Below are 14,404 nucleotides of genomic sequence, written 5' to 3'. Positions count from 1 at the left end.
ACTTGGCTACTTAAGTCCGGTGGCTTATCGAAACTTAGCCCTTAAAAAAGTTGTTTGATTTAGTGTTGACATACCAATTCCATAAAATGTCCGTTGTGATGTTCCTAGCTTCTGCTGATGTACCAGAGATATTCGTAATACTGTATTAAGAATCTATAAAAGGGATTTAATAAATAAATACTTTATCTTATTGATAGATGGTTGATAAAAGGGAGGGATACAGGTATGCATGAACTGATAGAAAAAGCGAAAGAGCTTCAAGTCTTGCAGACATCGTTGCAAGAACGATTAGATGCTACAGAAAAGAATGACATGATCCTTTTTCAGATTTTAGCGATGCAGAAATGCTCCAGTGGTTTCTTCACCGGCGAGAGCATTTAAAACAGCTACATGAAAAGTCCGCCAGCACCATACAAGCCTATGAGCGAGAACTTATTTAATTTATTGTTCAATCACTCACTTATTTGGTGGAAATCATTTTAGATTTGGAAAAAGTTGTGGAGGCTTCCCTCTTTAAATCTCTATCTACCCGGCACATTCAATGTATCAGGAAAGGTTATCAGAAAAAAGCCCCGATGTCGTAACAAAAGGAGCTTATTCTGTTGCCACATTATCCAGAAAGAAAACCATCATTAAGAGTTTATTGAAATTCCTGTTCGAAGCAGGCTATATCACTGAACCCATCTTTTTTTCGATTATTCCTCTCTAACGATGACAGGCATGCCTAATGAAGAGTTTACAAGACTCCGAATCAAGGATTACCAGCATGTATTTTCTAGAGTTCCTAGGTAAAGGAAATAAAAGAAGGCAAATACCATTGAAAGAAAAAGGAATGAATAGTATTCGAATGTTCCGTTCAGCTAGAGGAATCGAGGATATTGATGCAGCACAAGGAGCCGACCCGCTCTTTAAGACCCATACCGTCCGTGCATACTCTCCCTCTTATTTGTCTCAATACTTAACAAAAGCCATTAAAGAGAGAGGATTGCCTTTTTAAAGTTTCGTTCTTCTTCCATTCGTCCTCATACATTTAGGTAAGCTTTTGCCATCATTTCTCACTTAAATGAAGTTGATGTCCATCAGATTATGAAGAGCCTGGGCCATAAGCAGCTATCCACTACAGAAATTTATTTGGAGAGGGTTTTTGAAAAAGAACGCCATGCGATTCATTTGTTGTAATAAGATGTTTTTGGTGAGTATATATAATAGAAGAAAGTCGTCATATTTAGAGAAGTTTTTGCTGGATTTTTGACCCCATTTGAGTGGTGCACTCTTTAAAAAATTGATTCGAAAATGGTTAAAGATTGATAAGATATGAAAAAAGGTCGAGATTTAATAAAAGATACTCTCCATACCTTGCAATTCAAACGTATGATCAAAGGGGAGAACAAGTCATCTGGATGGCTTGTTCTCCCTCTTTTTTAGAATAATCCTTTTGATTCAGAAAGCCTAGCATGTATTTGCTGCATATCTTCAGCTTTATATTTTTACAATGTAATTAAACCGGCCTTCGGTAAAGACCAAATTAACTTTTAATACTCCATGAATCTTGATCCCTTTTAATATAGCCTTTTTGTTCTCATTGATAATTCTTGTGATAGGTTTAAAAGTCGGATACCAATTCTCTAGTAAAAAACGGCACAGCCAATATTATCTTACGATGAGCAGAAAAACCAAGGTTGATTTTATATTCGTATTCCCTCTACAATACCTGCCTTATGAAACCTTTTCACATTAATAGGGCAAAAACAGCATCCCGACCTTATTCCCTTCAAAAAACCATCTCTTTGCCCATGAGAGTAGCATCATAATTACTACGAAAGATAGTAGGAGATGTCCCCTGGAACATTTTAAAAAGTCGGCTCATCCATATTGGAATATTTTCATTTTTGGTTTTTTATGAATGCTTGTACATTCTACTCGACATGATTACATAACTGACCGATGTTCTCGACTTCCACAACGACCACATCCCCTGAATTAATCGAGCAGCTGCCAGATGGTGAACCCGTGGCCAAAATGTCACCTGGCTCCAGTGTCATCACCTGCGAAAGCCAGCTGATTAAAAACGGAATGCTCAGAGACATTTGATTGGTATTCCCGTCTTGGACAACGCGGCCGTTTAATGTGGTCACAATTCTCAAATTTGTAGGATCTACCCCGGTAACGATGCACGGCCCCAAAGGTCCGAATGTATCAAATCCTTTGCCCCGCGTAAACTGTGGATCTTTTTTGGTAAGGTCTCTTGCTGTGACGTCATTAAATATCGTGCAACCGAACACATAATCAAGCGCATCTTCTTCTTTAATGTTTTTTCCGCGCTTTCCAATGACAAGGGCCACTTCCCCTTCAAGTTCCACTTGGTTGGATAGATCGTTTGGAGGAAGGATAATTTTCTCCTTGTCTGCAATAAGCGAAGATAATGGCTTTAAAAATAGAAATGGTTCTACAAGGTTTGCCTCTCCCCCTGTTTCCTTCGCATGACCTGCATATGTCCAGCCGAAATTAACCACTTTCGAAGGTTTTACAGGTTCCAAAATTTTTACGTCACTATATTTCAGCTCTACCCCGTCATACTTTATTTCCTTGTTGACAAGTTCAGCAAAACTGCTAGACAGTTGTAATATCATCTCATCCTCAACAATACCGTAATGTATTTTGCCCTGTTGATTCTGATAGCGGACTATTTTTTGCGTTTTTTGTAGCACTTGCATAATGAATTAACTCCTTTGATAAGTAAGGTATACTGACTTAGATAATATATAATTCGGGTCTCACATAATCGCAAACGATGAATCCAACTCCATAATAACCATAGCTCAACAATGGGCTCAGTAAGTGAAGCCCTGGTGGTAGATTGTTTTATTCGATGAAGTACGAAAACGGCTTTATACGATTTCATCGAAACGTTGAATAATGAGCAAGCAATGCAGTTGAAGCACTTACACTACTTTTAAAACAATAAGTCAGACGGAAACATATGCGGTGGATTTGTTCATATGTCTGCACATCTTTTTTATTACATGGCGTTTTTCTTTTTTAAAGTGGAAGCATCTTGAGAGTGTTCCCAACATTCAACATTTTCAAGACCTTTAATGCTGTCTTTATAAAAAACAGGATCTTGACCAGCTTTTTTCTGTTTCATATAATCACTTAATGCTGCAAAAGCTACTTTTGATAATAAGAGAACGGCAATTAAGTTTACGATAACCATCAAGCCCATAAATAAATCTGCTAAATCCCATACAAGCTCGACTTTTGCTACCGCTCCGAATACAATCATGGCGAACGCGCCTATTCGATATAGAATCAACCATACTTTACCGTTGTGTAAAAATCGAATATTTGTTTCCCCATAATAATAGTTACCAATTAACGAACCGAATGCAAATAGGAAAACAAAGATCGCAAGACAACCTGATGCCCAGGAACCGATGTGTTCAGTTAATGAAGTTTGTGTAAGTGCAATGCCAGTTAGCCCTGGTTGTTTATAAGCATCCGAAAGTAAAATAATAAATGCTGTGCTTGTACAGATGATCAGTGTATCCGTTAATACGCCAAATGCCTGAATAAGTCCTTGTTTCACCGGATGACTTGTTTTTGCCGTTGCGGCAACGTTTGGCGCACTTCCCATACCAGCTTCATTCGAGAATAAACCACGTTTAACGCCATTCATGAACGCAGCGCCGATTGAACCGCCTGCCAGTTGTTCAAAGCCAAACGCGTTATGAATAATAAGAGAAAGAATTTCCGGCATTTTGGTTATGTTCATCGCTATGACAAATAATGCCATTCCAAGGTATAACACACCTAGAATCATCACCTTGTATTCAGCAATTTTTCCAATACGCTTCACACCGCCAAAGATAATCGCAGCGAAAGCAAGTGTCATGATAATCCCTACAGTTAAACGATCTGCCCCAAATGAGTTCTTAAAAGCAATTGTAACGGTATTTGATTGTACAGAATTGAATACAAGACCGAAAGAAAGCGTAATTAAAATGGAGAATAATACTCCCATCCAACGTTTGTTTAATCCTTTTTCCATATAATAGGATGGACCGCCTCGGAAACCAGTTTTATCTTTTACTTTATATACTTGCGCTAACGTACTTTCTATAAAGCTGGTTGCCGAGCTAATAATTGCAATAATCCACATCCAGAATATCGCTCCAGGACCGCCTAACGCAATCGCAATCGCAATTCCTGTAATATTACCTGTCCCAACGCGGGCGGCCATACCAATACAGAACGCTTGAAAGGGGGAAACGCTGTCTTCAGAACCCTTTCTTCCTTCCAATAAAACACGGACCATTTCCTTTAACATTCTAACCTGTACAAATTTCAATTTAATTGTGAAATAAATCCCACAAGAAACAAGCATAATAATTAATAATTTTGACCAAAGGAAATCATTTGTTACGCCAATCACATGATGTAATAACTGTTGCATTTAAACACCTCTTATTAAAATTTAGTTAGCTTAGAAGATACTTGTTTTTTTCAATTTTAAAAAGGATCAACTTCATCAACTGATGAAGTCTGTCCAAAGACAGGAGTTTATAGTTCCTAAAAATTGGATTTAATGACTTAATGGCAGTATCTCAAAAAGATAACGTAATATCTGCTGCAATCGTTGTTTCCATCATTTCTTTTACCTTTTTTGGATCTGTTGTTTTTCCTAGCACCCACATCAATTTCGGCACAATTGCTTCTGTGTTCATATTTTTAGAACGCACTACACGATTATGGTCAATTTTCCGACCAACTTCATATATATCCATGTCTTCTCCTTCTTCTAGACATTGAGTCGTAATGACAACAGATACACCGTGCTCGGTTAATTCAATCAATTTCGCTAAAATGTTGCGCACTTGAAAAGGAATACCACCACTTCCATAGCTCTCCACAACCACTCCTTTATACAAACCTTTTAGGCAGTCAAAAAATTCTGGTTTTATCCCAGGATGTAATTTAACAACCGCCACATCTGTACAAAGTGATGTATCTAATTGAATGTGTTTATTTTTTTGGATATGAATGGATTTATTATATTCAATTATGTCATCATGTATCGATGCAACATACGGATAATTAATACTTTCAAAGGCATCATAGCTTTTCGTCCTAAGTTTAATCCCTCTTGTCCCTTGAATGACTTTGCCGTCAAATACAATATATACCCCACCTATTTCTTCACAAGCAAAACGGATGGCATCTGAAATGTTTCGTTTTGCATCTGTTTTACTATACGAAATAGGAATTTGCGAGCCTGTAATAACAATCGGTTTTGATGCACCCTGTAACATATAAGAAAGTGCAGCTGATGTGTAACCCATTGTATCGGTGCCATGCGTAATAATAAATCCATCATACTGATCGTAATGTTCGTAAATAACATTCGCCATATCTATCCAAAACTCTGGTTGCATGTTGGTGCTATCAATGTTCATTAACTCCTTCGTATCAATATGGCAACGTACATTTAATTCAGGTATGTAACTTAATAGATCATCGGCATGCAGTTCAGGTGCAAGTCCGTTTTCTCCTTCAATTGAGGCTACTGTTCCGCCAGTCGTAAACAACATTAATTTTTTCAATGATAATGGCTCCCCTATCTATTTTTTACAATAAGTTTTTCAAAAGAAAGTATTCAATCCGCGTGCATTTATTCAATTCGCGTACTTTTAATATAATTATAGTTACATAAATATAATTATTCAAGATAAAAATATTCAATTTTCGTACACTTCCTCCACTTTTTGAATCCACAGAACAAATAATGAATATCAAAAAGGTAATTATTTCAGTAATTTCAACTTAGATGTTTAAGCATAAAAAACCATATACCTCAACGTGTTTATATGTTTTTAAAGAGAGTATTATATTTTTTTCTAAATGTTTTTATATACGTGAATCATTTCGTGAAATAATGTAGAATAATAATCTTCCAATTTTAAAATCTTTAATTGGGGGACAATTGATTTTATCCCATGTCGGATAATATACCGCCAGTCCAGATTTAAACATACAGTATCCTTAAAATTTCGTATTTTATCAACTCAACACTTTTTACAATCCTATCCATTTCAGCAGACAACCTATTATTTTTAAGTTTTAGGATTTCCATCTTATCAATAAGATTAATTGAGCTCTCGCCCTCATATAACAGGGAAAGGTGCAACATTATTGCGGCTTTTTGTTATATATTAATCCCATGAAATTAAGGCTTATTTTTTAGTACCTTTAAAAAACGAATAAAATTCAGTCTTTCCCCAAATAATAAGTAGACTAATAAGCAGGGAGGGATTTATGTGGATGTTAAACGTGTAAAACAGATTCTTTCTTCATCATCTGACATTGAGGTGAGATATAATGGCACTTCAGTATGGATTGATAATTTAAATGAAGACGGCAGAACTGCTACAGTACATCTCAGAGGACCATTAGAGGAAAAATCAGAAGTGGGCATTGATGAACTTAAAGAAATATAATGAATTTCAATTAAAAATAAGCTCCTCTCTTATAGAGAAGAGCCCAGACTGTAGACAAACTCGATGAAAATCGAGTTTGTCTACATTTTTTTTGAGGGTTTTAAAAATTCGAACGTTGATTAGAACGTAGGGCACTCGCTTTCCGCGGGCGGTCCGGGAGCCTCCTCGGCGCCTTTGCGCCTGTGGGGTCTCCCTTGAACGCGCTTTTCCCGCAGGAGTCTCGCACACCGGCTCCAATCAACTTTGTTTTAACAATTAGATATAACCGCTTTTGCCTACAGTCTTTTTTGTTTTAAAATAGGAGTATTAAAACTTGAGGTGATGACGATGCTTTCGAAACATAATTCTATTCAGCGAGATCAACTTGAAATGATTACTTTGGATCAACTGGTGCCAGCGAACCATTTGGTTCGTAAAATTGAGGCGGCCATTGACTTCACTTTCATTTATGACTTGGTGAAAGATATGTATTCAGAGATAGGGCTCCCAAGTATTGATCCAGTTATTTTAGTTAAATTGACATTGATTCAATATACCTTCGGTATTCGTTCGATGCGTAAAACAATTGAAGAAGTTGAAACGAATATGGCTTACCGTTGGTTTTTAGGTTACGGTTTCCATGATAAAGTGCCTCACTTCTCAACGTTCGGGAAAAATTACGAGCGACGCTTTAAAGATACTGACCTGTTTGAACAGATTTTCTATCGCATCTTAATGACAGCTTCCGAAAGAAAGTTAATAAGTGCTGAGCATGTATTCGTTGATTCCACTCATGTGAAAGCCAGTGAAAATAAGCGAAAGTTCGCAAAGAAAGTCGTTCGCAAGGAAACACGAGCGTATCAAGAACGCCTTCAAGAAGAAATAAATCAAGATCGTGAAAACCATGGAAAGAAACCTTTTCCACCAGATAAATATTATAAGGAAGAAACCAAAGAGATTAAAGAAAGTACAACAGATCCTGAGAGTGGTTACTATGTGAAAGATGAACGGACAAAACAGTTTGCCTATTCATTTCACACGGCTGCAGACCGCAATGGTTTTGTGCTAGGGTCGATTGTAACACCTGGAAATACGCATGATAGCCATATGTTAGAGCCACTGGTTGAACAAGTGATTGAGAAAGTTGGAAAGCCTGAAGCCGCAGATGCAGCTTATAAAACACCAGCCATTACAAGCTAACTCTTTGACAAAGAAATCACACCGGCTTTACCCTATACACGGCCACGAACAAAAGAAGGATTCTTCCGCAAACTTGAGTATGTTTACGATGAACATTTTGACTGTTACCTTTGCCCATCGGGCGAGATTTTAAAGTACTCAACAACAAATAAAGAGGGATATCGTGAGTACAAATCTCCCAAACACATTTGTAAGACATGTTCATTTTTATCACAGTGTACAGAAAGCAAAGACCATCAAAAAGTGGTGACGCGCCATATCCGGCAAGAAAATATGGAAGAAGCAGATCACCTGCGTCATCATCAAGATGTAAAACCTATCTATGCGAAACGCAAGGAAACGATTGAGCGTGTATTCGCAGATGCAAAAGAAAAGCATGGTATGCGTTGGACTACTTTAAGGGGACTTAAAAAATTATCGATGTAGGCGATGCTTACTTTCGCTGCCATGAATGTAAAGAAGATGGCCAATTGGACATGGCAAGGTCCAAAAATGGCCTAACATAGTGGGCTCGTAGAGACCCAAGCTCTTAATCTTGAGCAAAATTCCAAGAAAATATCAAAAGGGGATCGGAATTAATACATTCCGAACCCCTTTTGTCGACAAACTGAGCTCCTCTCTTATAGAGAAGAGCCTTTTCTTATTTCAACCTTAGCTTTTGACCGATATAAATTTTGTCCGGGTTTTTAATGCTGTTAAGACTAACAAGAGATTTTACGGTTGTTTTGTTGTTTTTTGCAATTAAGCTTAGTGTGTCGCCTTTTGTTACAGTATATGTTGTGGTTGATTCAGTTTTCAATGCACGGGAGTTGGGCGTCCTAAAAGAATTTACTGTATTTGTAAAATCCCTATAAGCTATATTCAAATCCACCTTTGTGCTGATACCACTTATCTTACCAGAATCGGAATGCTGCCAAATATCTGTGCTTCGTCCCAATGAGCTGTTGTATCGGGCAATCCACAAAGCGTACTTCGTCAATCTTGATTCATCTAAAGTATTTTCGAGAAAGTATTTACCAGTATAAAGCATAGCGGTGTATCCTGCTTCATCGATAGAGTCTAAAAAAGCTATTGCTGCATCGGTTAACTTTTTTTTATTTGCACCTTTTTTATTTTCTTCAAGATCAAGAACAACAGGGTAATTTAAAGTAAAAGAGCTGATAGAATCTAAAAAATAAGCAGCCTCTGCCTTTGCCCCAGCAACAGTAGCAAACTTAGCATAGTGATAGGCCCCGACTTTCAATCCCGCTGCCAAAGCTTGAGGAGCATTTTCTTTAAAATACGAGAGCTTAGGATAATTCGTTCCCTCGGTTGCTTTAATGAATACAAACTCCATGCCGGCCTTAGCAACTTCATCCCAATTAATAGCACCTTGCCAATGTGAAACATCGATTCCCTTTACATTTTCCATATTAATATCCTCCTCTTTTTTCAAAAGGAAACCAACTCTATGTTGCATGATTATAATCCTTTTTCAAATATTTTGATTTTATTCGTTTATTTAAATACCTCATGGTGGAAACATACAGTCCTATTGTCCAAACTATAATTGTGGGGATATTATTGCCGTCATAAATACCATTCATTGGGTATCATCTAAAATTTTTTTCAGTGAAAGCATTTAAAGTCGTTAAAAATCAGATTGAAAGTAAAGTGCTTTAGTTTTCAACGTTTATTGTATGGCTATTCTGATTTTATTAATATTAGAAGGGGGGGGGGGGCCGGCCGATATTACTAATCTTTTTTTTGAAATTTGAAATCGCATATTTCAAATCATATGAAATGGATTATTCTGCCGATTCCCTATAAATTGTAGAGTTATAATGAAAATAGTTCCATAATAAAAAGGCTGCCGTAGCAACCCTGTAATTGAAGTAAGGCAATCTATAGTTGATCAAGAGCAGATAATTCAGCTCTTGTCATACCTTATTACTTTCCTAGCTCTTTTCGAAAAGGTAAATATTAAATATGTTTATTATTATCTAATTGTTATTGACTTCCTGACTAATCAATTTGAATCCAATACTCTGAGATTTTTCATCTTCAATTCTATATACAGCACTTGCTTTAACCGATGTAGAATGCAATGGATTTCAAATCAAGTGTTTATGCTGCTGCTATTGAATCGTTTTTCTGTTTCCTTTTTTTCTTGTTCTTTTTCTTATAACTCCACATATAGACACCAGTAAACATCAGAATGGATGGAGTAAGGCCACCAATGGAATACAAAATTTTTGTAATTAAGCCACCAAAACTACCCGTATGTAACGGAAGGTGCCATGTTTGATAGATAAGTCCACTATTAACATGTGGGTCTAACTTGCCCACAACTTTTCCACTATACTGATCTAACCACACTTTCACATTTCCTTTTCCTGGATCATATGAACGACTAAGACGAAATTCCACTGCGCCTTCTGGAGTTCCCCTTTCCACCTTTTCGGGCATTCTAACTTGCATAAGTTTTCCCTGTGGTATGGCTTTTTCAGCCCTATTTAACAACTCATCAAGTGGAAGCTTTCCAGTTGGAATGGTTTTTGAGATAAGCTGCTCTTCTGGAGGCATTACCTTTGCTTTTGCACCAAACCAACTAAAAATCATTTCATCATACACAAAAAGGGCCCCTGTTATCGAAACGACCAATAAAAACGGAATGGAAAATCCACCAATGACTTTATGTAAATCAAACTGCCTTACATATGGGTTGGCATTACGTCTCATTATAAACCCACGTGCCAATTTTTTAATCCCCGGCCACCATAAATATAGTCCTGATAAAGTTATAAAAAAGAAAATAAATCCAATCATACCGACGATTTTCTCACCATTGAAGTCTTTTAACAATAGCTGTTCGTGAAATTCCTTTATCTGATTAAATAATGCTTTATCCCCTAATGTTCCATTTATGTATCCTGTTCCTGGATTGACATATATGCTTTGTTGCTCCTCTCCTTCCTTTAGGCGGAATAGATAAACTCCACGAGCATTAGGTTCACTTGGAGTGTATATACGCTCAATTTGTCCTTTTGGATGTGATTCTGATATAACCTGCACGGCTTGCTGATACGTAACTTTTTTCCCTTCTGTAACTTTATATAAATTAGGATGCAGTATACTGTTTAGTTCAGGTTCAAAGACAAGCAAACTTCCTGTTAAGCCAATCAGTACTATAAATACCCCAGCTAGCATACTAAGCCATAAATGAATTTTTGCAATGATTCTACGTGTTTTCATAAAAATGCCTGCTTTCCAATAGTAATTAATTTTGAAGGATAATCAATAATATAAAGATAATGATAATCATTGTCAATTAAAACTTTAAACAACCCCTATTGGATAATCTTTTGAGGCACTTAAGCATAAGAAAAGGGATGCACCAAAAAGCCATACATCTTGGGACATCCTCTTTTTTATAGATTAATATTCTTTTGTCCTTATTCTTTTAGCTGCATAGGCAAGGTTTTTCAAACATTCTATTCGAACTTTATCGTCACATACAAAGTCGTATAAAATTTCATTTTCCAATTTTGAATATATTAATGAGATTTCATCCTCTTTTGTCCATTTTCCCATTCGATAAATTTCTAAGTGACTTAGCATTTCTTGTACAAAGTATTCGACCGTACCAAACAAAACAGTCATTTTATATACCCCACTCTTTTTCTAATTCATGATTTTCTTTGTTTCTTTTCTAAAACCTATTTCATTCTATATATCCTATAATCCAAATTCATAAAAATCATCATTATACTATTTTACAAATTTTCATTCTTAATAAAGTTCGAAAGGCTTTACTTGTTTCTACGGGTAAAGACATTATTATTTAGTTTTGAGTCAATATTCAATAGACGATTCATTACAATACATTCTATATGTACCAATTATCTAGTACTTTAAGAACCATGCAGAGTTGTCACAATCTTTGTAACAGAAAAAAGAGCAAGTAAAAAAGATTGCTTGCCCTGTTTCTCACTAGCAATTAAGAATAAGTTATACATTATCATCATCTAAATCTTGAAAGTTAAACTAAGCAAGTTCTCCAATACAGTCTATTTTCTTTAATTGAATAGGTTACTCTTATTGTCTGCCAATAAGTTTCGAGTTTAACATTTCACGGATGATTAAAGTTCAACCTGTGTACAGTAATAGATTGAATCTCTTCAATGGTATACCCTTTTTGCTAGCATTAAACCAGATTCCGTTACATCCATCACCGCTCGATCTATATTAATTGAGTTCACAACTAATTCCTGGTAGAGGCAAGGAGCACTCCTTAGGATATTCTGCTAACCATTTCTATTTATTCATTTTGCTCCATTAACATGGTCCATAATTCCTCCCTTTCCCTTAATCATTTTCCCTGGAATCATCTATACGCTTGATCTCCACTCTCGGAAACTTCCATACCTTCTAATTGCAAAAGACTCGACACTAGTGAAATAGAAAGATCCGTTCTTGAAAGTGATTGTTTCCTTTCCTCATTTATTAGGCTACGATTCAAAATACATATTTGATTTATTTGTGACTTATATGTAACTGAGTGGTATACAATTGCCCCCTTTTTAATATGATTTTAAAGATGGTAAGGATAAAGGGGGATATAGTATTGGGTGAAAACAGCCAGGAAGCTAATATGAGAAATAATTCTGGAATGTTTGTTGAACGTTCTTTAGATGAAATCCGTTTTTGGTCACGAATTATGAAGGAACACTCGTTATTTCTAAGACTGGGTTTCAGATGTGAAGATACACAGCTAATTGACGAAGCTAATCAGTTTTTTCATGTATTTGAACGGATAGAACAGCAATCTCATTCCTTTACAAATCAAACTGATCCAGAACAGATTAGAATATTTAATGCGGAAGTGCAACAAGCTGCTACGAACATATTTTTCTTTAAAAGGAAAGTGTTGGGGTTAATACTTACCTGTAAATTGCCTGGTGCAAACAATTTCCCACTTTTAGTTGACCATATAAGTAGGGAAGCCAATTATTTTAGAAAACGATTAAAAGAATTAAATGAAGGTAAATTGAAACCACTTGCTGATGCTATCATCAAAGAGAATGTTTTCTTTTTAAGGATCATGGCGGATCATGCAAAATTTATTGGACATCTCCTTGATCCATCGGAAAGAAAGCTTGTAGATATGGCGCGAAACTTTAGCAATGATTTTGATCAATTAGTCTTTCAAGCTGTAGACTTAGAGTCCATGAAGCCGCAATCTCAAACTGCCCCTCTTTTGGATCAATTTCTAGATCAGAACCGTGTTTCCGTCGTATCACTTCGAGACTTTAAGAAAACCGCCAGAGATTTAATCGAAGAATGCAAAATCAAGAGCATTATCCATCCTCTATTGGCTGATCACGTTTTCCGTGAGGCCAATCGTTTCCTTGAAATTATCGATATGTTTGAATCCCATCTTACAGGTGAAACATACAATTAATTGAGTGTGAATTATATAGAAAATTGCAATTATCGGCTAAAGAGATTATAACCTAAAATAGGCCCCTCTCGATTTAGAGAAGGGCTTTTCCTATGTTTTTGCTGTTAATAAAGTGAGTTCACCAAATTTTATCCATTCCCCCTAAGCCCATCCTTTTTGGACTCTTACTTAGCTTAACTATAAAGGATATTCAAGCACTAGCTCGATTTTAAATGGCACTCTTACCGATCATAATCTATGCCCACTTTTCTAGGACATCCAACTATTGCATTTTTGAGAATCTCAAATTCCTCGGATTTATAAAATCGGTTTACGCATTAATCCCCATTCGCTATATATATCTTTCCTCCAATAATTATCTTTACACCTAATGCAGTATTCTTGCGCCTTCAACCATTCAGGGGGAAGTTTCTCCCGGATGGAAAAATTCTCTGATTTATCGGACTATACTTTTCAGTTTAGATATTTTTTTAGTTTCTCTTTATCAGAAACATGAATCCATGGTAAATCTCGATTATCATTATTAATGCCAGGTTGGATAACTCGGCTATATAAAAGGTCATAAATACAATCATTTATTAACTGTATATCTTTTTCTGATATTTTCCGGTTATAGGTTATAGCAGCTGCTCCTGTTTGTTTAGTTACTCCTCCTATTAAGCCCCGTTGTTTTAATGAACTTCTAATAACTTCTCTGATAGCGTCTAGACAAGTCAACGGGAATACATCAAGGTGTTTAACAATCATTCTAAAAATATCCTCTTTAGATAAGTCCTGTTCAATATTTTGTCGCAATTATTCCACCCCCATCTTCAAAACATTCTTCAAACGAAACGTAATTTCCTCCTTTATCCACAAAAAGGACAAAACCCCTAATCCGATACCACCCTTTGCTTTATTCTCAATAAATAAGAACACTGATTTACGGCTTTCAGTCACAAATACAACTTCTGGAAAAACGACCCATTTGGTCTTTAAACTTTTATCGAAGATCAACAAATAATTAACCAATGCCCACAAAAAAAAGCCCTCTCGATTTTTAGAAGGCCATTTAACAATGGAGGAGTACCACTTAGGGGGTAGTACAATAATATAATTATCGCCAATCAAAAACATTTATATTCCTCCCTCCCTTATATTCAGTAACAATTTAGTGAAAGCTTCTTTACCTGCCTTCAGTGACGATTGCCCCTTAGACATTCCCCATCTGCCTTGGACAGGTTACACTTAGTTGGACAATAAAAATAAGGGCATGTAGAATCATACACAATAAGTGAGGAGAATCTAC

Annotated in this window: 12 protein-coding genes and 2 pseudogenes; 5 read left to right on the top strand and 9 right to left on the bottom strand. The window is 36.2% G+C overall.

Annotated features, from left to right (window positions below):
- The first annotated feature begins 225 nt into the window (after window positions 1–225).
- Window positions 226–381 carry a hypothetical protein gene (locus tag ACFX4X_RS23470; protein WP_377386953.1) on the top strand — a complete coding sequence of 52 codons (156 nt, stop codon included), beginning with the start codon at window positions 226–228 and terminating at the stop codon, window positions 379–381.
- 346 nt (window positions 382–727) lie between these two features.
- Window positions 728–997 (top strand): hypothetical protein, encoded by a 270-nt coding sequence (locus tag ACFX4X_RS23465; RefSeq protein WP_377386951.1) that lies wholly within the window; start codon window positions 728–730, stop codon window positions 995–997.
- 919 nt (window positions 998–1,916) lie between these two features.
- Here ACFX4X_RS23465 and ACFX4X_RS23460 read toward each other — a convergent pair.
- From ACFX4X_RS23460 to ACFX4X_RS23450, 3 genes are all read right to left on the bottom strand, one after another.
- Window positions 1,917–2,714, bottom strand: coding sequence for a fumarylacetoacetate hydrolase family protein (locus ACFX4X_RS23460; RefSeq protein ID WP_377386948.1), 798 nt, complete (start codon window positions 2,712–2,714; stop codon window positions 1,917–1,919).
- Between the two features lie 305 nt (window positions 2,715–3,019).
- A complete protein-coding gene (locus tag ACFX4X_RS23455) occupies window positions 3,020–4,453 on the bottom strand; it encodes an alanine/glycine:cation symporter family protein (RefSeq protein WP_284471127.1) in 1,434 nt (477 codons plus the stop codon).
- Window positions 4,454–4,604: 151 nt separating this feature from the next.
- Complete coding sequence (locus ACFX4X_RS23450) at window positions 4,605–5,600, bottom strand: asparaginase (protein WP_377386945.1); 996 nt, start codon at window positions 5,598–5,600, stop codon at window positions 4,605–4,607.
- 714 nt (window positions 5,601–6,314) lie between these two features.
- On the opposite strand from ACFX4X_RS23450, the gene ACFX4X_RS23445 reads away from it, so the two are divergent.
- Both ACFX4X_RS23445 and ACFX4X_RS23440 read left to right on the top strand, forming a co-directional pair.
- Window positions 6,315–6,494, top strand: a complete 180-nt coding sequence (locus tag ACFX4X_RS23445; RefSeq protein WP_061462608.1) for an H-type small acid-soluble spore protein — start codon at window positions 6,315–6,317, stop codon at window positions 6,492–6,494.
- Window positions 6,495–6,821: 327 nt separating this feature from the next.
- Window positions 6,822–8,174, top strand: a pseudogene (locus ACFX4X_RS23440) (IS1182 family transposase).
- 139 nt (window positions 8,175–8,313) lie between these two features.
- On the opposite strand, the gene ACFX4X_RS23435 reads toward ACFX4X_RS23440, so the two are convergent.
- The 4 genes and pseudogenes from ACFX4X_RS23435 to ACFX4X_RS23420 all read right to left on the bottom strand — a co-directional run.
- Window positions 8,314–9,084, bottom strand: coding sequence for a GH25 family lysozyme (locus tag ACFX4X_RS23435; RefSeq protein ID WP_377386942.1), 771 nt, complete (start codon window positions 9,082–9,084; stop codon window positions 8,314–8,316).
- A gap of 695 nt (window positions 9,085–9,779) precedes the next feature.
- Window positions 9,780–10,907 carry a PepSY-associated TM helix domain-containing protein gene (locus tag ACFX4X_RS23430; RefSeq protein WP_377386939.1) on the bottom strand — a complete coding sequence of 376 codons (1,128 nt, stop codon included), beginning with the start codon at window positions 10,905–10,907 and terminating at the stop codon, window positions 9,780–9,782.
- 183 nt (window positions 10,908–11,090) lie between these two features.
- Entirely contained in the window at window positions 11,091–11,315 is a 225-nt protein-coding gene (locus ACFX4X_RS23425) for a hypothetical protein (RefSeq protein ID WP_061462602.1), read from the bottom strand.
- Between the two features lie 665 nt (window positions 11,316–11,980).
- Window positions 11,981–12,151 (bottom strand): annotated as a pseudogene (locus ACFX4X_RS23420) (succinyl-CoA--3-ketoacid-CoA transferase); the annotation flags it as partial.
- A 155-nt stretch (window positions 12,152–12,306) separates the two neighbouring features.
- Between ACFX4X_RS23420 and ACFX4X_RS23415 the strand changes: the two are divergent.
- A complete protein-coding gene (locus ACFX4X_RS23415) occupies window positions 12,307–13,116 on the top strand; it encodes a DUF2935 domain-containing protein (protein ID WP_089364543.1) in 810 nt (269 codons plus the stop codon).
- Between the two features lie 453 nt (window positions 13,117–13,569).
- On the opposite strand, the gene ACFX4X_RS23410 is transcribed toward ACFX4X_RS23415, so the two are convergent.
- On the bottom strand, window positions 13,570–13,911 hold the full coding sequence (locus tag ACFX4X_RS23410; protein ID WP_377386936.1) for a hypothetical protein: 342 nt from the start codon (window positions 13,909–13,911) through the stop codon (window positions 13,570–13,572).
- A complete protein-coding gene (locus ACFX4X_RS23405) occupies window positions 13,912–14,232 on the bottom strand; it encodes a hypothetical protein (protein ID WP_284471132.1) in 321 nt (106 codons plus the stop codon).
- Window positions 14,233–14,404 lie beyond the last annotated feature (172 nt).

It is taken from the genome of Peribacillus sp. YIM B13481, assembly GCF_042787985.1.
Taxonomy (GTDB): domain Bacteria; phylum Bacillota; class Bacilli; order Bacillales; family DSM-1321; genus Peribacillus; species Peribacillus simplex_A.
This window is presented reverse-complemented; position numbering and strand designations above follow the sequence as displayed.

Excerpts from the sequence above, each read along its gene's own strand:
- ACFX4X_RS23470 (WP_377386953.1), top strand. The coding sequence starts at position 226 with ATGCATGAACTGATAGAAAAAGCGAAAGAGCTTCAAGTCTTGCAGACA.
- ACFX4X_RS23465 (WP_377386951.1), top strand. The coding sequence starts at position 728 with ATGAAGAGTTTACAAGACTCCGAATCAAGGATTACCAGCATGTATTTT.
- ACFX4X_RS23460 (WP_377386948.1), bottom strand. The coding sequence starts at position 2,714 with ATGCAAGTGCTACAAAAAACGCAAAAAATAGTCCGCTATCAGAATCAA.
- ACFX4X_RS23455 (WP_284471127.1), bottom strand. The coding sequence starts at position 4,453 with ATGCAACAGTTATTACATCATGTGATTGGCGTAACAAATGATTTCCTT.
- ACFX4X_RS23435 (WP_377386942.1), bottom strand. The coding sequence starts at position 9,084 with ATGGAAAATGTAAAGGGAATCGATGTTTCACATTGGCAAGGTGCTATT.
- ACFX4X_RS23430 (WP_377386939.1), bottom strand. The coding sequence starts at position 10,907 with ATGAAAACACGTAGAATCATTGCAAAAATTCATTTATGGCTTAGTATG.
- ACFX4X_RS23425 (WP_061462602.1), bottom strand. The coding sequence starts at position 11,315 with ATGACTGTTTTGTTTGGTACGGTCGAATACTTTGTACAAGAAATGCTA.
- ACFX4X_RS23415 (WP_089364543.1), top strand. The coding sequence starts at position 12,307 with ATGAGAAATAATTCTGGAATGTTTGTTGAACGTTCTTTAGATGAAATC.
- ACFX4X_RS23405 (WP_284471132.1), bottom strand. The coding sequence starts at position 14,232 with ATGTTTTTGATTGGCGATAATTATATTATTGTACTACCCCCTAAGTGG.